Source organism: Zoogloea sp., from assembly GCF_030157465.1.
Taxonomy (GTDB): domain Bacteria; phylum Pseudomonadota; class Gammaproteobacteria; order Burkholderiales; family Rhodocyclaceae; genus Zoogloea.
In genome coordinates, this window is sequence record NZ_JAOAUU010000174.1 from 38,983 (window position 1) to 57,186 (window position 18,204).

Here is an 18,204-nt window from a genome sequence, read left to right on the forward strand (position 1 = left end):
CCCAGCCTCAACGGAGAAGCCCGCCATGCCGACCGTTTTTTCAGCCAACCGCTCCAGCGTGCTGGTCGATGGGGAAGCCATCGAAGGACTCCAGTCGCTGGCCTTCCGGGTTGTCACCGAGCGCGAGGACATTCGCGCCGTGGGCAGCGACGAGCGGGTCGCCGTCAGCTTCGGGCTGCGCACCGTGCAAGGCGAACTCGCCGTGCGCTCCGCCAGCTTCAAGCTCGACGGCCACCTCGACAAACAGGCCAAGTTCCAGCTCGTCGCCAACCTCAAGAAAGACGACGCCGCCGACTCCCCCAAGCGCACCCTCTCCTTCGACGATTGCTACATCGAAGACAAAGCCTTCGGGCTTGGCGCCGGCGGCACCGTGGTCACCACCTACACCTTCAGCGCCACCCGCGTTCGCGAGGAATGAGCCATGGGCCGGCTGGAGTTCGACCTCTCCGGCACGCCCTGCATGCTGGCGTTCAGCGGCTTTCACCGGCCCTTGGGCATCGTTGCCGGCAGCCTCACGCTCACCCTGCCCCCCTGGACTTACCGCCGCCACCTGAACACCCTCCGCGCGTGCACCACCGCCTCCGGAGCCAACGATCTGCAGCTCGACAGCCGGCAGCTATGCGATGCCGTGCTGGATGCGCCCGGCCTTGCCGACGACGCCCGCCGCCTGCTGGCGCCCCTTGCCCTGTGGTGGGCCGCCGGCGGTGACGACCCGCAGCCCCCGGCACCGGCCGAAGGCGAATGGCTCACCCTCGGCCCCAGCGACGACAGCGGCGGCGAAGCCCGCGCCCGCCTGCGCCCGTGGAGCGAACGCCAACGCCTGAGTGCCCTCAACGCCAGCCTCGCCGCTGATGGCGACGCAAGCTGGTTCGACCCCGTCACCTACCTCGACGGCATGGTCCGCGCCAGCCTGCAAGCCCTTGATGCCGCCACCGGCCTTGACGATCTCGACGCCCGCGCCACCGCCGTGCTGCTCCACGCCACCGTGGCCCTCAACCTCTGCGACGACGAAGACGAAGCCCTGCTCCAGGGTGGCCCCGCCGCCCGCGAATGCGCCGCCCGCACCCTGCGCCTGTGCCAGGCCCTCGGCTGGACACCCGCCCGCGTCTGGGCCACGCCGGCCGTCGAAGTGGACCGCCTGCTGCGCATGCTCGATCTCGTCCAGCCCTCAGCCGCCGCACCACGCCCCGCCGGCCGCCGCAGCCTCGCCGACCATCCGGACGCCACCCTGATCCGCATCGACGACGACCCTCAGGAGCGTGCCTGATGACACCCATCGGCAACGCCGCCCTTCTTGTCGCCCGCATCCTCCAGCCGCTCGCCCGCAGCCTGGAAGAAGCCCGCCGCCACCTGGATCTGGAAACGGTGACAAGCGACGAAGCCACTGACGACACCGCCCCTGCGCCCGCCCCGGCACCACCCTACTTTGCCGCCCCGGGCTCCCGCCGCGCCTTCGACCGGATCGCCGCCCGCGAGGGCGACACCGCGCTCGTCACGCCCCCAGCCGCACATCCGGACGCACCCGAAACCTGGCCGGGCGTGGCATCAGCAAGCACACCCCAGCCCAACGCAGCCGCGGCGGCCCATAACCCCGGCGCGACACCCGCGCCCCGCTTCATGCGCGTCGTCACAGAAAACCGGCTTACGCCTCCCCATCGCGACAACACCCCCGCCAGCGACACCGACGCCACCACCGCCCGGCTCGCCCCACCGCCGGCCAGCCTGCCCGCGTTTTTCGCCCGCCACGCCACACGCGCTGCGGCTGCAGCCGGCATCACCTCCCGCACGCCGAACAGCCCACCGCCGGGGATCGCCGCAGCCGGAGTCGCCACGGGCAAGCACCCGACTTCGCCCCACACGCCGCAACTCCGTGTGCTGGCCGCCCCCCACGCCGCCCCCCTGGCGGGCGACGAGACAGGGCCTGCCGCCACGCCCCTCACCCGCCCCACGCCCCCCGCGCCACGCCTCGCACCGGTGCCACCGCATCAGGCAGCGGCCCCCGCGCCCGACGCAAATCCGCCAGGCCCGGCCTCCGGTACCGCCGCCCGGCAGCCCCTGCAATCTGCCGCCACGCCAACTGCGCCCCGTCACTGGCGCCTGCGCCCTGCCGCCCATGCCGACCTGGCCACCCCGGCCGCCCGCACGGCCCAAGGCAACCCAGCCCGCAAGGCCACCTTCGAAACCGCCACCGAAACCCCGCGCCAGAGCCCCGCCACCGCCCCCAGCCAGCTCCCCCGCAACCCCGCCCTGACCCGCGTGCTGCAGGCCATGGACCCGGTGCTCGACAAGGCCTGGCAACTCACCGACGCGGCGCTGAGCCCTGACCAAACCCCGGCCCCGACCGGCGCCGACGCCCCCCGCGTCAGCAACAATTTCAACGTCACCGTCGCCCTCGGCGATACCTCCAGCGCCGCCGGCCGCGATCCGCAGCAACTTCAAGACGCCCTCGTCGCGCTCCTGCGTGACGCCGCCCGGCGCCAGGGGCTGGACGTATGAAAGCCGCCGCAAACCACACCGCCTTCAAGGTGCAGATCGGCAGCGCCCTGGCCAGCAGCACGGCCAGCGAATCGCAGCGCCAGTTGCTGCAACTGCGGGTGGACCTGGACATGGACGGCCCGTCCGCCCATTGCTTCATTGAGCTGGCCGACGGCACCCCGCCCGCCCCCGGCGATGCGGTCGAGGTCAAGCTCGATGCCGGCGACGGCTTGCAGGCCGTGTTCACCGGCATCGTGGCCTGCGTCGAGGCCGGCGCCACCGGCCAGACCATCCTCGCCCACGGCGCCTTCGCCCTGCTGGGGCAGAGCGAAGTGGAAGGCGCCTACGAAAGCGTGTCGGCCGACTTCATCGTCAAGGATCTGATCGGCAAGGCCGGCGCCACCGCCGGCACGGTGGCCAAGGGGCCGGATCTGGCCGCCTGGGCGGTGCACCGCGGCCCCACCGCCCTCGGCCACCTGCGCCACCTGGCCATGCTGTGCGGCGCCGGGCTGTTTGCCGACGGGGCCGGCAAAATTCACTGCGCCGCGCCCAAAACAGGCAGCGCCGACCACAGCTTCAAGTTCGGCGAAACCATCACCCACCTGGCCGTGCAAAAAATCGCGCCCGCCTTCGACAGCGTCGAGGTGTGGGGCGAAGGCGCCGCCAGCGCCAAGGGCGCCGACAAAGCCCACTGGCTGAGTACCGATCTTTCCGGCGTCAGCGCCAAGGCCGCGGTGGCGGCCGACGGCACGGTGCAGGCCGGCAAGCTCGGCGCCCGCCCGCTGCGCCTTCGCGAAGGCGCGCTGCGCTCCGGCGAGGCCGTCGAAGCCGTCGCCAAGGCCTGGGCGGCCAGCCTGGCGGCGCGCCTCGTGCGCGGCAGCCTTGAAGTGTTTGCCGCGCCCAAGGTGCTTCCCGGCGATCTCGTGACCATCACCGGCCTGCCCGACGGCCACGCCGCCGCCGGTCTATTCAAGCAGGGGCAGGTGCTTCACGTGCGCGGCGTGCGCCACGTGCTCGACCGCCAGCGCGGGGCCCTCACCCGCCTGACCTTTTAAGCGGAGCCAACCATGAGCGTGCGCATCGGCAAGATCGAGCTCACCGGCGTGCAGGATCTGCACACCGAAGAAGCGCGCACCCTCGTCGAGCAACGCGTTCCCGAGCAGCAGGGCAGCGTCTTCCAGGATCTCGGCCGCGAGCCGGTCACCATCGTCATTGACGGCCTGCTGTTCGGCAGCGATGCGCTGTCATCCCTCGAAACCCTGCGCCAGGCCCACGCCAAGGCCGAGCCGCAATCCTTCGCCGCCGATCTGGTGGTGGGCACCGACCTCACCGAAGTGGTGATCGAGGATTTTCGCGTTCGCCAGCTGGCCGGCTACCGGGATCGTTTCCGCTTCAGCCTGCGCCTGCGCGAACACATCGAGCCGCCCCAGGCCAGCGACGCGGCCATGGCCGACGTGAACGCCGGCGTGGCCACCGATGCCGCGGCGTGGGGCGATGGCAGCCTCGCCGCCGCCGGCGTGCTGCAGGATCCGGCCTCCCTCGCCGCGGCCCTTTCCGCCAACCCCGCGCTGCTCGACAGCCTCGACATGGACGCCCTCGGCGACGCCGTGGCCAACAACCTGGACAGCCTCGACGCCGGCCAGCTCGACGGCATGCTCAACAGCATCGCCGCGGCCGACCCGAGCAAGGCCGGCGGGCTTTTCAGCGCCCTTGGCAAGGCCGGCGCCCTCGGCGGCATGCTCGCCAAGTATGCGCAGGAAGGCGCGGCCTTCCTCAAGCAGCTCGATCCGTCCAAGCTCAGCTCGCTGATGAAGGCCTTCTCGGGCGGGCTGGAATTTCTCAACCAGCTCAAGAAAGTAGCCGACGCCGCCAGCCACCTCGCCGGCGACATCGCCCACCTTCAACTTCCGCCCGAAATCGAACGCATCGTGAAGGGAGGCCCGAAATGAGCACCCCGGCCGACGTGGTCCGCGACCTCGCCGCGCTGGTGCGTGAGCTGGCCGCCCTGCTCGAAACACAAACCGCGAAGGAAATCCCCAACATCGCCCGCGACCTGGGCGCCCAGCCCCAGCTGGCCCAGGGCGTCGATGCCCTCGGGCGGGTGCTCGGCGAAATTCGCGCCGGCGCCGTGCCCTTGCGCCGCACCGCCCTCGACGCCGACGCGCTGGTTGCGCTGCTCGGCTGCCTGCCGGAGTTCGTCACCGGCGTGAGCCAGGCGGTCGATTCGTCCGGTGCCTGGCTGGCCGGCATGGGCCTTGGCCTGGGCGACGCGGCCGGCGCCGCCCGCAATGTATCTGGCCCGCTCAAGCAGGTTTCCGGCGTGCTCGACATGGGCATCGACGCGGCCGAAGGCGCCGTTTCGATGCTCGCCCCCGGCGAGTGGCGCGGCCTCATCGCCGCCCTCGACCGCCTGTCCGCATCCCTCAAGGCGCTCAAGACGCCCACTCCCCCCGCCAACCCCGCAGCGCCCACCGCCTCCGGCGCCGCCCTTTCTGAAGGATAACGATCATGGCCGACACCCTTCCCGCCACGTCCGACGGACGCGCCGACAACCCCTTCCGCGCCGTCGCCATCCTGCTCGACGGCGTACGCATCGGCCTCGAAAGCAGCAAGCGCCAGGATCAGGCGCCCCGCTGGGTGCGCGTGGTGCGGGTGCGCGAGTTTCGCGACGACGCCATCGCCAAGGGCGTGATGAAGGCGATGGACGTGCTCACCCTGGCCGTCGCCTACCTGCAGCGCTTCACCCTCGACGCCAACGATTTGCTGATCCAGGGCGACGCCGCCAAGGCGCTGGTCGAGGTCTCGGCCGAATTCATCAAGACCGCTACCAGCAAGGAATTCATCAACTCGCTGGAGGTGGCCGTCGGCCAGGACCCGAGCCCCGACTCACCGATTCCCGACGTGGCCAACATCATCGACAAGATCGTGCAGATCGCCGACAAGGTGCCCGAACCGGAAGACCTCAAGGTGATCGGTGCGGCGCTCTACAAACTGCTGGCCATCGAACAGGCGCCCCTCGACGAAGCCAAGCTGGGCGCCACCACCGAGAGCCACATCGTGCTGGAGCGCACCGGCAAGCTGCGCCTGCTGCAGTTCGGCTTCGACCAGAGCTTCCGGCTGCAAAACTTCGGCAAAGGCGCCAGCGTTTCGTCGCTGGACGTCAATCGCCTCGGCGCCCGCCGCCTGTGGGCCGTGGCCACCGACAAGCTGCCGGGCAAGTCGGTGGGCAAGTTTGGTGAGGCCCCGAACGTGGAAAACGTGTGGGAACTGGATTTTTCCACCGACAAGGCCGGCATCGACGTGCAGGACGCCAACAGCATTCTCGAAGCCCTCGGCTACGCCACGCCCGCCGTTCCCGACCGCAAAATCTTTGGCGACGAATTTGCCGGCCGGCTGCGCGCCTTCCAGCAGATCAACGACATCCCGGTCACCGGCAAGCTCGACAACGCAACCCTGAACCGCCTGTTCCACCTGGATTTCGACGCCAAGAACCTCAAGCGCGCCAAGCGCTTCAAGGCCGACGCACTGCCCAAATAGAAAGCCATATTGACCGAGGGGTCATGTAGGGGCGACTTCAGTCGCCCGCGGACTCTGATCAAGGGCTTGCCTGTGATTCAACGCGGGGCTGGGCGACTGAAGTCGCCCCTACAAGGGCACATCAACGCACCAGCAAGCAACGCAAAGATTCCACAGACAACAATGACAGCGCCAAATAGAAAGCCATCGTGAGCGACCCGATCGACATCATCCGTGCGGTGGTCCGCGACGAGCTGCGCAGCCTGCGACTCGGCGAGCTGGCCGTGGTGACCAGTGTTTTTCCCCACACCGGGGCGGACGACGGCAACAACCACGAATGCACGGTCCAGCTGCGCGAGGGCGGGCTGGAGCTGCGCAAGGTGCCCATCGCCACGCCCCACGTGGGCATGGCGAGCGCGCCGCAGGTGGGCGATCTGGTGCTGCTGTGCTACGTGGGCGGCGACCCGAACCGGGCGGTGGTGGTGGGCCGGCTGTACTCCGAGAAGATCAACCCGCCACTCCACAAGGAAAAGGAGTGGCACGTGTTTGCCACCGCCGACGGGGTCAGCAGCTTTGCCATCGACGAGGAGGAATCCTGCATCGTGACCGCCGGCAAAACGGTCGTCACGGTCAAGAAGGACGGCAACGTCGAAGTGACGGGCGAGGCGGATCTCGCCATCGAGGTGAAGGGCAAGGTCACGATCAAATGCACCGACTTCACGCTGGACGCCTCCGGCAACGTCGATCTGGGCAAGGATGGCGCCGGCGTGATTACCGAGAAATCCCACAAGTGCTATTTCACCGGCAAGGCGCTGGTTCCATCCGGCACCGTCAAAGCCAAGGCCTGACACCATGCCCGCACCCGGCGCCTCGCAAATCGAATCCCCCGCCAGCGGCTTTCTGAAGGCCGCCGGCCTGCAGGGCGAGGACATCCCCGGCCTCGCCGCCGCCATTGCCAACACCACCGGCCAGGCCCTCACGATGTTTCTTTCGCAGGCCATGGTGATGCCCGGCCTTCCGGTGGCAGCCGATCCGATCACCGGCAGCGGCGCCAGCGCCGGCCCCGGCAAGCTGATGCCGCCGCCGGCCGGCGGGCCGGGGGCCTCGCAGCTCGAAGGCCTTGCCAGCAGCCAGTGCCAGGCCCAGGGCCTGCGCGGCGAAGATGCCGACGGCCTCGCCAAGGCCATCGCCGGCACCATCGCCCAGGGCATCGCGCTGTTCTGCGCCCAGACCATGGTGATGCCCGGCATCGCGGTGGCCGGTTTCGTCAGCACCGCGCCGGGCATGCTCCAGCCGGTGCCGCTCGCCTCGCCGCTGGAAGGCATCGCCAACGGCCTCCTGCAGCAGAACGGAATCGCAGGCGAGGCCGCGCCCGACCTGGGCAAGGCGCTGGCCCAGGGCGTCGACCTGGCCCTCACCCAGTTCGCGGCGCAGGCCATGGTGGCGCCGGGAATCCCCTGCCCGCCAGGCGCCAGCGCCGGGCCCGGCCGGCTGATGTGAGGACACGCTGATGGCCCATGACCTCTTCGGCACCGATCTGCGCCTCGTCTTCGCCCGCGACAGCGAAGGCGCCGACCTGGCGACAGGACTGCAGGATCTCGAAACCGTCGAGGGCCTCGAAAACCTCGTCCAGGCGCTCACCCTGCGCCTGCTGGTGGACCGGGGCGAGCTGGCCGGCCTCGCCCACCCGCGCTACGGCAGCCGTATCCGCGACCTGATCGGCGAACCGCTAGACCGGGCCAACCTCGAACTGCTGCGCCGCTACGTGCGCCAGGAGCTGCTGCGCGACCCGCGGGTCGAAGAGGTACTGCAGGTCAGCGTCACACCCCACGACGCCCGGCGCGACGGCGTGGATGTGCTCGCCCGCGTCCGCGCGGTGACCGGACAGGAAGCCAGCCTGGAGGTGCATGTCGATGGCACTTGAACGGGTTTTCCTCAAAAAGGGCTTTGCCGAAGTGGTGGACGCCCTTCTGGCCGACATCGGCTCCGGCATGGGCGGGCGCCTCGCCCTCACCGACGCCAACGAAGGCAGCGTGGTGCGCACCCTGGCCGAGGCCTTCGCCCGCGAGCTGGCGGTGTGCTACGAGCAGCTCGACTCGGTATATCGCAACGCCTACCTCGACAGCGCCAGCGGTCCGGCGCTCGACAACGTGGTGGCGCTGCTCGGCATCGAGCGCCAGCGCGGCGGCCACCTCGAGGGCCTGGCCCACTTCAGCCGCGGCCAGCCCGCCCCCGAGGACATCCACATTCCCCTCGGCACCCTCGTTGCCGGGCGTGATGTGCCGCTCTTTGCCACCTCCGCCAACGCCGTGCTCGACAAGGGCGAGCGCAGCGTGGCGGTGGGCGTGCGGGCCGTGGAGCCCGGCGGCGCGGCGGTCAAGGCCGGCGCCCTGGCCACCCTGCCGCGGCCCATCGCCGGCATCGACAGCGTGACCAACCCCGGCGACCTGGTGCTGCGCCAGCGTGAAGAAACCGACGAGGAGCTGCGCGCCCGCGCCCGCCGGCTGGTGCAGTCCTCCAACACCGGCACCGTGTCGGCGCTGGAGCAGGCCGCCCGCAGCCTCGGCATCAACGAAGTGCAGGTGGTTGAAAACCCGGGCGGGCGGCCCGGCGAGGTGGAAGTGATCCTGGGCGACCGGGACATTCCGGCCGACCTGCTCGAACAAGTACGGATTCGCCTCGAAGACGTGCGCCCGGCCGGCATCGTGCTGCGCTGCGGCCCGGCCACGCCGGTATTCGTGCAGATCACCGCCACCCTCACCCTCAATGCCGCGCTCTCCGAACGCGAACACGCCGACATCGAGAAACACCTCGGCGGCGTGCTGGCCGATTATTTCGGCAAGCTCAAGGTGGGCGAAGCCGTGCGCGACGCCAAGATCCGCTCGCTGCTGCTGGGCCACGACGCGGTGGTGGGCTGCGAGAAAACCGGCCAGCGCCCGCTGCTGGAACCCTTTGTATGGAAGGACGGCAGCGGGCTGGAATCGGTGGCCTTCCGCTCACTGCTGGGCAACGGCGACGTGCTGGCCGGCCCCGGCGAGCGCATCGGCCTGTACGTCGAAGCTCTGCCGCTGCGCCTGAGCCTCGAACCGCCGCAAACCCCGCTGTGGGTGGACACCACCCTCACCCTCGTTGCCGGCAGCGCCACCAGCGGCCTGCAGGCCCGCATCACCAGCGCCATCAAGGATGTGTTCGACAAGGCCGCCCGCCGCGCCGCGCCAGAAACACCCGCCGAAATCACCTTTGCCGACGTGCGCGCCGCCGTGACCGGCGTGGTGCCGCAGTCCGCCATCGTGCGCCTGCGGGTCACCGTCACCCACGACCGGGACGGCCTGGCCGAAGAGCTGGACGGCGATGCCGGCCTGGCCCGGCTGGGCACCCGCGAACAGCCCGTGCAGCGCAACCTCACGCTACACGTGGAGAGCGGCGATGGCTGACCCGCGCCTGCGCCGCGAGCGCCTGCTCGGCCTGCTGCCGCGCATCTACACCGCGCAGCCCGGCAACAGCGCGGTGGGCGCCATCATCGACAGCATGGCCGCCGCCCTCTCCCGGCTCGACGACGCGCTGACCCGCGTGCAGTACGACCGCTGGGCCGGCCTCGCCAGCCCGCAGCAGCCCGATCCGGAATCGCCCAGCGCGCTGGAAGGGCTGGGCCGCTTGCTGCAGGTCGAGCGCCTGCCGCCGCGGGTTCGCCACGCGGGCTACGAGAAAACCGGCACCGGCGAACTGGACGTGCGCTTCGATCACACCGCCCCCCTTTCCGACGCCCTGGACGAGCTGATCGGCGCCGAATGGCGGCGCCCCCGCCAGGGCCAGCCCGCCGCCGACCCTGCCACGCAGCTCAAAGCCCAGTTTCCGGGCCTGAGCTTCCGGCTTGGCGACGACAGCGCTGCCCTCGTCGCCAACCTCCTTGCCGGGCCCGATCCGGACACGCCCCCCGAAGCCGCCCCGGCCGCCCTGGCACGCTTTCAGGCGGTGCTCGACCCGGAACCCGGCGAGATCTTCCGCCAGCGCCTGCAGGTCACCGCGCGGGTGCGCACCGGAGGCCTCACCACGCCACGGGCGCTGCTCTCGCTGGCCATTGCCGACCTGGGCGCCGAACCCTGCCCACGCCTCCAGCGGCGTCAGGACAGCACCTTCGCCCTCGGCATGCCGCCCGGCACCCGCAAACGCTGCGCAGCCTGCGGCGGCAAGGACGCCACCCCCTGCCCCAACCGCAACAAGGCCGTCGTCGAAGCCTGGCTCACCGAAAACCCCGTACTCGCCGCCCGCCACACCGAACCCGCCCCCCGCCTGCGCCGCGTGTTCAGCGTGGCCAACCCCAGCCTGCACCCCGACCGACCGGTGCTCAGCCTCACGGTGCGCGAACAGCCCGCTGCCTACCCCGCCGTGCGCAGCATCGACAGCGGCGAGATCACCCTTTACGCCGGCACCCTGCGGCCCGACGAAACGCTGGTTCTCTATCCCGCCGTCAGCGCCGCCGACACCGCCCCCTTCGACGGCTTCGACTCGCCCGGCCACCACGCCTGGCGCGCGGCCCACCCAAACGGGCAGGCGCTGCTGGTCGACCGCAACGGCAACGAACGGGACGTCAGCTCGGCCATCTTCTACCTGTGGGGCAACCGCCTCGACGACCCCGACTCCACCTTTGGCGGCATGCGCTGCGGCGTGCTCGAGCAGCGCGTCGTCACCCCGCGCCTGCAAGCGGGCAGCAACAGCTGGATGCTGCTCACCTTCGCCCAGCCCGACGCGGCCTTTGCCGACAGCACCGAAACCGTGCACAGCTCCCGCTTCGCCGGCAGCGACGACCCGGACGGCACCCGCTTCGCGCTGCTCGACGGCAGCATCGGCCAGGGCGACTCGCGCTACGCCTCGGTGCTGTTCGAATCCTTCAGCAAGACCGACACCGGCAACACCAGTGAAAGCGACACCGCCAACGCGCCCCGCCTGAGCCTGAGCCTCGACTGGATGACCCGGCCGCCCGCCAGCATCCGCCTGCGCGTGCCCAAGAACGAATGGGTGATGGCCGCCGCAGCCCGTGGCGCCCTGCCGCTGCTACGCGCCGACGTGGCCCGCGCCACGGCTGCCGGCGTGCGCGCGCTGGTGGACTTCCCGGAGCCCACCCGGCGCGAAGCCGTGGCCCCGGGCGAAGCCTTCGCCGCGGCCACGCATCAAACCTGGCAGGAAGACAACGGCGTCGCCGACAGCCAACTCCAGTTCGGCGTCACCGCCAGCCAGCAAGAAGAACACATCACGGCAGACGGCCCGTTTTCGCTGCAGGTCGTCTTCGACACCACCCGCCTCGACTGGAGCCACGCCGGATGAAACCCACCCCCACCCCGCCCCAACCCACCGAGGAGTGAACTGACATGCCGATCAAGGAATGCAACGGCCTCGCCGGACGCCTCTCCATCGAACTGCGCGACCCCGCCGGACGGGTGGTGGAGCAGCGCCGCATCGACAACCTCATCACCCGGGCCGGCCGCGACCTGCTGGCCCGGCTGTTCACCGGCGCCGCCCAGGGCCCCGAACTGCGCATCGCCGTCGGCAGCCAGGGGGGCGAGGTGCAGCCCGGCGACACCACCCTCGGCGCCCAGCTGGACGCCGCACCCGCCACCATTCCGAGCGTTGCCATTGGCGACTACGAAGGCCAGCCGCGGGTCATCGCCCGCGTCGTTGCCACCCTGCCGCCCACCGGCAGCGCCGACCCCCAGGCCCTCCAGGAGGCCGGCATCGTGGTCAGCTTGCCGGGCATGGAACCCGTGCTCTACAACCGCGTCACCTTTCCGCTCGTCAATCGGGCCGGAAACCTGGAAATGACGCTCAGCTGGGAGGTGATCTTCTGATGGCCGATACCCCCGACCCCTACGTCCGGAAGGAACCCGGCGACATCATGCTCGCCGCCGACTGGAACGAAATGCAGGTGCGCGCCCGCAGCGAACTGCGCGCCCACAACCACAGCGACGACGCCGCCAGCCGGATTCCCCGCGAGGGCATCGCCGACAAGGCCATCGACGGCAGCAAGGTAGACCCTGAAAGCAAGCTCACGCTCAAGGGCCTCACCCTTGCCGGCCCCCTCAAGGTGAGCGGCACCAGCCAGCTGGCCGACATCAAGGCCGCGCTGGCCAATTTTTCGGGCGCCCGCCTCACCACCACCGGCGACCTGGGCGTGGGCACCGACGCCCCCGAGAACGCCGAAGGCTGGAGCCGCGTGGTGGACGTGCTGGGTGGCGCCCATGCCAAGCTGTCGGTGCGCGCCGGCGACGTGGATGCGCGGCTGATGGCCCACACCGAGGGCATCTTCGGCTCCGAGCCGGGGATGATCGTCGGCACCCGAAGCGCCCACCCGCTCACCTTTGTAACCGGTGGCGAGTTGCGCGCACGCCTGTTTTCCGACACGGCCCAGGACGGCTCGCAAACCCCGGTGCTGGATCTCTTTCCGGCCCACAACCCGCTGCGCCTGTCCTCGGCCTGGACCGGAAAATTCGACACCAGCCCGCGGGGCGCCGAGATCAGCAACGACACCCAGACCTACAAAAGCCTGATGCTGGTGGGCAACCGCAGCGCCGGCGCCGAACGGCGCGTATCGGTGTGGGACCGGCTTGACGTGAACGGCAGCATCTTCAGCCAGGGCATCGACGTCAGCGCAGAGGTCGCCGACCCACTGAAGAGTGACGGCGTCTTCTACCGCTGGAAGGGCCAGGCCTACATCGGCGTGGACGACAACCTGTATATCCGCGACATCCCCAGCAACAAAGTGCGCATGCACTTCGACACCACCAACGGCATCTTCAAGACCGACATCCTTCGGCTTGGCGACAAGTGGCGGCTGTCCGGCATTGGCGACCACGAAGCCAACGACGACTGGCTGCGCCTCAAGAACGTTGCCAACAACGCCTACTGGGGCGGCTTCGCTACATCCAAGATGTGGACGATGCAGGGGCAGTATCAGCAGTCCGACCTGCGCCTGAAAGACAACATCCACGAGATCGGCGACGCCATCGGCAAGCTATGCCGGCTGCGCGGCGTCAGCTTCGACTGGCGCTCCGGCGAGGGCGGCAAGACCATCGGCCTGATCGCCCAGGACGTCGAGGCCGCGCTGCCCGAAGCCGTGACCGAAGGCCCCGACGGCTGGAAGGGCATCAACTCGGCCAGCGTCATCGCGCTGCTGGTGCAGGCGGTGAAGGAACAACAAGCCATGATCGACCAACTGCGCGCCGGCCTGCCGGCCAAGGGCTGACGGAGCACGACCATGGCCGACCGCCCCGACCCCTACGTCAAACGCAGCGCTGGCGACATCATCCGCGCCGACGACTGGAACGAAGCCCAGGTGCAAGCCCGCGAAGAGCTCGCCCGCCACGACCACAGCGGCGGCGCACCGGTTCCCCGCGAAGGCATCCGCGAAAAGGCCATCGACGGCAGCCGCATCGACCCCGCCGCCAGCGTCACCGTGCAGGCCCTCGACGTGCGTGGCGAACTGAAAGTTAACGCCCGCGTGCTGCTGGCCGAGATCGACGGCATCCTGGCCGGCATTAAAACGCTGGTCAGCCGCAACGGCGACACCATCCGCGGCAGCCTCGCCATCACCGAACGCCTCGCCGTGGGCAACGACAAGCCCGGCGCCTGCCGCCTGCAACTGGGCGAGCTGACCGCCCTTGATGCCGGCGCCAAGGGCAACGCCTGGTCCAACCTGGGCTGGAACACCTACTTCGACGGCGCCTGGAAGCGCCTCGACCCCGCCCGGGCCGGCGTCAACCTGCACATGAGCGCCGACGGGGCGGGCCAGGAGTTCCGCTTCCTGCGCATGGAAGCCGATGGCAGCAGAGCCCACAACGTGGTCACGCTGGGCAGCAAGGTCTGCGCCTTCAACGACGCCAGCGTCGGCATCGGCACCGACGCCCCGGCCGGGCGGCTGGACGTGCGCGGCGCCATTCACGCCGGCGGCTCCGACCTCTACTTCACCGAAACCACCCACAATCACACCGGCTTCGGCAACACCGCCGGCTACGCCGCAATCGAGAACGACGGCGGCAACTACAAGGCGCTGATGATCCTCGGCCGCTCCACCGGCGCGCCCCTCAACCGTGTCGTAAAGATGTGGGACAACGTGTTCATCGACGGCAATCTCGGCACCCACGGCTTCTCGCCAACACCCAAGACCCCCGGCTGGGCCGGCGGCATCCACACCTGGGACGTCGAGGCCGAAGGCACGATCTGGTCGAGGAACGGCTACCAGAGCGGCAACCGCGACCTGGCCGAAAACTTCGACACCCGTGAAGTGCTGGAAGCCGGCGACGTCGTCAGCCTCGACCCCGACGGCCGCGGCATTCTGCGCTGCCGGCGCTGCCGCGACCCGCTGGTGCTGGGAGTGATCTCCTCGCAACCGGGCGTGCTGCTGGGCGTCGACCCGGCGCGCCGGGTGCCCCAGCCCGGCGAATACCCGGTGGCCCTCGCCGGCCGCGTACCCTGCAAGGTGAGCGGCGAAAACGGCCCGATCCGCCGGGGCGACCTGCTCACCGCCGCCACCCCGCCGGGCCACGCCATGCGCGCCGACGCCAACGCTGCCGGCACCACCATCGGCAAGGCCCTCGAAGATTTCGACGGCCACACCGGCATCATCGACGTCTTCGTCTTTCTTCGCTGACCGCCACCACCAGGAGCCCCCATGAAATCCCAGATCGAAACCCGTCTGCAGGAACTGCGCACCGAGTACGAAACCGGCGTTGGCGTGATGAACGACCTGCAAAAAAAGCAGGACGAACTGCGCACCACCCTGATGCGCATCAGCGGCGCCATCCAGGTGCTCGAAGAAGTGCTCGCCGCGGATGCCCCGCAAGACGACAGCGCCGACCCACCCGGCCCGCGCCTGGTGGCCCGCTGAGCCTGCCACCGTGGGCGACGCGGCCACCCTCCTCGCCCCCGACGGCAAACCCGCCGCAGGGCGCGATTTTGCCGCCGGCAGCGGCCTGGCACTCAGCCTGAACGTGCCGGCCGGGCGCCGCCTGGCCCGCGTCCGCCTGCAACTCGCCGCCGCCGACGCCAGCGAACTGACGCCCGAATTCCCGGCGCTGGTGGCCGATTCCGGCCCGATGGCGGGCAAGGCCGACGCCCCGTGGCTGTGGGCCGGCGCCGACTGGGGCCAGACCCGCGCCCTCGTCGGGCTGATCCTCGACGCCTCGCCGCCGACCGCCGGCGCCCTTGTCCCGGCGCGCAAGACCGGCGCCCGCATCCGCCTGTTCAGCAGCAGCAACTGGCTGCCCCTGGCGCCCCTCGACACCCTGCCCGCCGGCACCGAGCAGCGCTTTCCAGCCCAGTGCGCAGCGCGCCTGATGGCCGAGATGCTGATCGAGGGCGATGCCGCGGAAAAACGTACCGGCGTGCTGATTCCCGGCGCCCTCACCGGCCGCCGGATAGGCCTGCGCTTCACCCGCCAGCCCTGCCTTGTCAGCCTGGCCATCGGCGACGATCCACCCTTCTTCAGCCCCGACGGCCCGCTGCCGGCCGCCGCCCTCGACGTGCCCGGCCTGGCCCGCGCCGCCAACCGCTACCTGGGCGACCACCCGGACGCCACGGCCGTGCCGCTGCAGCTCCGGGCCGCCAACGCCGAGCTGTTGCGCATCGTGGCCTTCGAGGCCGAACTGGAAGCGCCGCCCCGGCCCGCCACGCCGCCGGAGCCGCCTGTCGAGCCCGTCGACCAGCCCCGCCAGGGCGAGCACGAACACCTGCCCGCCGGCCCCGGCGCAAGCCGCATCGCCCGCCTGTGCAGCCCGCAGCATGCGGCCGCAGTGCAACTGGCCGCGCTGCCCAAGAACATCGCGTTATCCAGCGTCGCGCTGCGCCTGCGCCCCCTCGCGGCGCAGATCGTGGGCCGCCTGAGCATTCACGCCGACAGCAGCGCAGGCCCCGTCGAAACGCCCCTCCTGGCCTGGGCGCTGGAACTGGCAGGCGCCGCACCCGCGGCCGCATGGTTTCGTGTGCGCCTGCCCGCCCCCCTCAACCTGCCCGCCCGGCCCTGGTGGCTGGTGCTCACCGTCACGCAGGGCGAAGCCCTGTGGTACGCCGACGAAAACCGGCCCGATACCGTCACCGGCAGCTTCTTCCGCAAGGCCGGCGGCCCCTGGCTGCCCCTGGACGAACCCGGCGACATGCCGTGGCTGCAACTTCAGGCCGGCGTGCTGGGCCCCATCACAACAGAAGGCTGAACCATGCTCGGCGCCATCGAAAACCTGCTTTTACCCGCCATTCAGGCCAGCCTCGATGCCGAACAAGACGTGCAGGCCGGCCCCGCCCTGGCGCCACCGGACGGCACCCCAAGCCGGCTGGCCGTGTGCGCCCTGCGCCTCGACTGCGAGCACAGCGAAGGGGACGCCCCCGGCCGCGAACCGGCTTTCTCTGGCTGGCAGGGAGTGCTCAAGGCCGCGTCCGGCAAACCCCTCAACTTTCCGCTGCCCGCCGCCGCAGTGGGCGAGCTGGTCGAAGTCCACTGCCCGCCCGGCCACATCCTCGCCCGCGGTGACGCCTGGCTGCTGGACGAGCGCACGCTGCGCCTGTTTCGCACGCCCGCCGGCCCGGTCTTCGCCCGCACCCGCGGCCCCCACTGCGCCGGCTACCGCGAACGCTCCCACGGACGGGTCGAACTCGAACTGCGCGCCTGGGCCAGGGATCCGGCCAGCGTGGATGCCCTGCTCGCCCGCAGCCTCGCCGCGGTGCTGACGTGCTTCGAACAACTCAACGTGATCGATCTCACCGGCGCACCGCCAGGCCTTGCCCTGCGCCTGGCGAGGCCGCGCGTCGGGCTTGCCGGCATTGCGCGCAGCCTCGACCCGGCCGCGCCCGGCTGGCAGCTCGGCGTGGCCCAATGCCTGATCCACGGCGAACTGGAACTGGCCCTGACCCTCGGCACCGCCGAACCGGAAGACCTGATCCGCGACCTCAGCATCACGCTGCACCCTTCCGGCAAACCCGCGCCGGCATAAAAAAAGCCGCTGCGGCGAGGCAGCGGCTTTCTGGCTGGGCCGATGAAACTCAGGCCAGCAGACGATCCAGTTCGGCAACGATGCGCTCGGCGGCCTTGCCGTCCCACAGGGCCGGGCGACGGCCGTGTTTACCCTGGCCGGCCAGCACCTTGGCGGCCTCTTCAAGAATGCGCACCGGGTCGGTGCCCACCAGCACGTTGCTGCCTTCGTCGGCGGTCACCGGGCGCTCGGTGTTCTCGCGCAGGGTGAGGCAGGGAATGCCCAGCGCAGTGGTTTCTTCCTGCAGGCCGCCGCTGTCGGTGAGGATCAGCGAGGCGTCTTTCCACAGGTTGAGAAACTCCATGTAGGACTGGGGCTTGGTCAGCACCACGTTGGGGCCCAGGTCGAGGCCGAACTTTTCGAGGTTGCCGCGGGTGCGCGGGTGCACCGGGAAGATCAACGGCAGGTCGGCCGCGATCGCCCTGAGCGCGCCGGCGATGCCGCGCAGGTTGGCTTCGTCGTCCACGTTGGACGGGCGGTGCAGCGTAACCACGCCGTACTTCGGGTATTGGGCCTTGATGGCCTCGGTGGCCATGCCGGTCTTGTCGGCGGCGTCGAGCTTGTCGCGCTGGAACAACAGGTTGTCGACCATCACGTGGCCGACGTTGAACACCACGTCCTTGCTCTTGCCTTCGTTCAGCAGGTTGGCCACACCGGCCGGTTCGGTGCAGAAGAACCAGTCGGAAATGCTGTCGGTTACCAGCCGGTTGATCTCTTCGGGCATGCGCATGTCGCCGCTGCGCAGGCCGGCTTCCACGTGAACCACGGGAATATTCAGCTTCTTGGCGTCGATGGAGCAGGCCAGCGTGGAATTCACGTCGCCCACCACCAGCACACAATCGGGACGGGCCGTCTGGCAGATTTCCTCGAAGGCCACCATGATCTTGGCGGTCTGGGTGGCGTGGCTGCCGCCGCCGGCTTCAAGGTGATAGTCGGGCTTGGGAATGCCCAGTTCGTCGAAGAAGACGTCGCTCATCTCGCGGTCATAGTGCTGGCCGGTATGGACGATCCGGAACTCGAAGCGGTCGGCACGGGCCTGCAGGGCGCGCACGATGGGCGCGATCTTCATGAAGTTGGGACGGGCGCCGGCAACGAGGTAGATCAGCGAACGGGACATACGGGGCTCCAGGGGCAGAGTGACAGGCGCGCATTATCACGCGCCGTCCTCGGGCTTTACGAAGAAATAATTGTCAGATATGCG

19 protein-coding genes are annotated in these 18,204 nt (G+C 70.0%); 18 read left to right on the top strand and 1 reads right to left on the bottom strand.

The window, feature by feature from the left end; translation table 11 throughout:
- The first annotated feature begins 25 nt into the window (after window positions 1–25).
- From Q1W26_RS21260 to Q1W26_RS21345, 18 genes are all read left to right on the top strand, one after another.
- On the top strand, window positions 26–418 hold the full coding sequence (locus Q1W26_RS21260; RefSeq protein ID WP_300444859.1) for a hypothetical protein: 393 nt from the start codon (window positions 26–28) through the stop codon (window positions 416–418).
- Between the two features lie 3 nt (window positions 419–421).
- A complete protein-coding gene (locus tag Q1W26_RS21265; protein ID WP_300444862.1) occupies window positions 422–1,267 on the top strand; it encodes a hypothetical protein in 846 nt (281 codons plus the stop codon).
- The gene (locus Q1W26_RS21270; RefSeq protein WP_300444865.1) at window positions 1,267–2,496 is read left to right on the top strand and encodes a hypothetical protein; all 1,230 of its coding nucleotides are present in this window, start codon (window positions 1,267–1,269) and stop codon (window positions 2,494–2,496) included. Before Q1W26_RS21265 ends, Q1W26_RS21270 begins: the two co-directional genes overlap by 1 nt.
- Window positions 2,493–3,530, top strand: coding sequence for a hypothetical protein (locus Q1W26_RS21275; protein WP_300444867.1), 1,038 nt, complete (start codon window positions 2,493–2,495; stop codon window positions 3,528–3,530). The genes Q1W26_RS21270 and Q1W26_RS21275 overlap by 4 nt, the downstream gene beginning before the upstream one ends.
- 12 nt (window positions 3,531–3,542) lie before the next feature.
- A complete protein-coding gene (locus Q1W26_RS21280) occupies window positions 3,543–4,424 on the top strand; it encodes a DNA circularization N-terminal domain-containing protein (RefSeq protein ID WP_300444906.1) in 882 nt (293 codons plus the stop codon).
- Complete coding sequence (locus tag Q1W26_RS21285; RefSeq protein WP_300444909.1) at window positions 4,421–4,978, top strand: hypothetical protein; 558 nt, start codon at window positions 4,421–4,423, stop codon at window positions 4,976–4,978. Before Q1W26_RS21280 ends, Q1W26_RS21285 begins: the two co-directional genes overlap by 4 nt.
- Before the next feature lie 5 nt (window positions 4,979–4,983).
- Window positions 4,984–6,012 (top strand): peptidoglycan-binding domain-containing protein, encoded by a 1,029-nt coding sequence (locus tag Q1W26_RS21290; protein WP_300444912.1) that lies wholly within the window; start codon window positions 4,984–4,986, stop codon window positions 6,010–6,012.
- Between the two features lie 188 nt (window positions 6,013–6,200).
- Window positions 6,201–6,839: a phage baseplate assembly protein V gene (locus Q1W26_RS21295; RefSeq protein WP_300444915.1), complete on the top strand. Its 639-nt coding sequence runs from the start codon at window positions 6,201–6,203 to the stop codon at window positions 6,837–6,839.
- A 4-nt stretch (window positions 6,840–6,843) separates the two neighbouring features.
- A complete protein-coding gene (locus tag Q1W26_RS21300; RefSeq protein WP_300444918.1) occupies window positions 6,844–7,491 on the top strand; it encodes a hypothetical protein in 648 nt (215 codons plus the stop codon).
- 10 nt (window positions 7,492–7,501) lie between these two features.
- Complete coding sequence (locus Q1W26_RS21305) at window positions 7,502–7,915, top strand: DUF2634 domain-containing protein (protein ID WP_300444920.1); 414 nt, start codon at window positions 7,502–7,504, stop codon at window positions 7,913–7,915.
- Window positions 7,899–9,425 (top strand): baseplate J/gp47 family protein, encoded by a 1,527-nt coding sequence (locus Q1W26_RS21310; RefSeq protein WP_300444922.1) that lies wholly within the window; start codon window positions 7,899–7,901, stop codon window positions 9,423–9,425. Before Q1W26_RS21305 ends, Q1W26_RS21310 begins: the two co-directional genes overlap by 17 nt.
- Entirely contained in the window at window positions 9,418–11,313 is a 1,896-nt protein-coding gene (locus Q1W26_RS21315; protein ID WP_300444924.1) for a hypothetical protein, read from the top strand. The genes Q1W26_RS21310 and Q1W26_RS21315 overlap by 8 nt, the downstream gene beginning before the upstream one ends.
- Before the next feature lie 44 nt (window positions 11,314–11,357).
- A complete protein-coding gene (locus tag Q1W26_RS21320; protein WP_300444927.1) occupies window positions 11,358–11,834 on the top strand; it encodes a hypothetical protein in 477 nt (158 codons plus the stop codon).
- Window positions 11,834–13,228, top strand: a complete 1,395-nt coding sequence (locus Q1W26_RS21325; protein ID WP_300444930.1) for a tail fiber domain-containing protein — start codon at window positions 11,834–11,836, stop codon at window positions 13,226–13,228. The genes Q1W26_RS21320 and Q1W26_RS21325 overlap by 1 nt, the downstream gene beginning before the upstream one ends.
- Before the next feature lie 12 nt (window positions 13,229–13,240).
- On the top strand, window positions 13,241–14,632 hold the full coding sequence (locus tag Q1W26_RS21330; protein ID WP_300444932.1) for a hypothetical protein: 1,392 nt from the start codon (window positions 13,241–13,243) through the stop codon (window positions 14,630–14,632).
- 21 nt (window positions 14,633–14,653) lie between these two features.
- Complete coding sequence (locus Q1W26_RS21335) at window positions 14,654–14,869, top strand: hypothetical protein (protein WP_300444934.1); 216 nt, start codon at window positions 14,654–14,656, stop codon at window positions 14,867–14,869.
- Entirely contained in the window at window positions 14,814–16,190 is a 1,377-nt protein-coding gene (locus tag Q1W26_RS21340; RefSeq protein WP_300444936.1) for a hypothetical protein, read from the top strand. Before Q1W26_RS21335 ends, Q1W26_RS21340 begins: the two co-directional genes overlap by 56 nt.
- A 3-nt stretch (window positions 16,191–16,193) precedes the next feature.
- Window positions 16,194–16,964 carry a hypothetical protein gene (locus tag Q1W26_RS21345; RefSeq protein ID WP_300444939.1) on the top strand — a complete coding sequence of 257 codons (771 nt, stop codon included), beginning with the start codon at window positions 16,194–16,196 and terminating at the stop codon, window positions 16,962–16,964.
- Between the two features lie 49 nt (window positions 16,965–17,013).
- On the opposite strand, the gene wecB is transcribed toward Q1W26_RS21345, so the two are convergent.
- Entirely contained in the window at window positions 17,014–18,120 is a 1,107-nt protein-coding gene (gene wecB, locus Q1W26_RS21350; protein ID WP_300444941.1) for a UDP-N-acetylglucosamine 2-epimerase (non-hydrolyzing), read from the bottom strand.
- Between the last annotated feature and the right edge of the window lie 84 nt (window positions 18,121–18,204).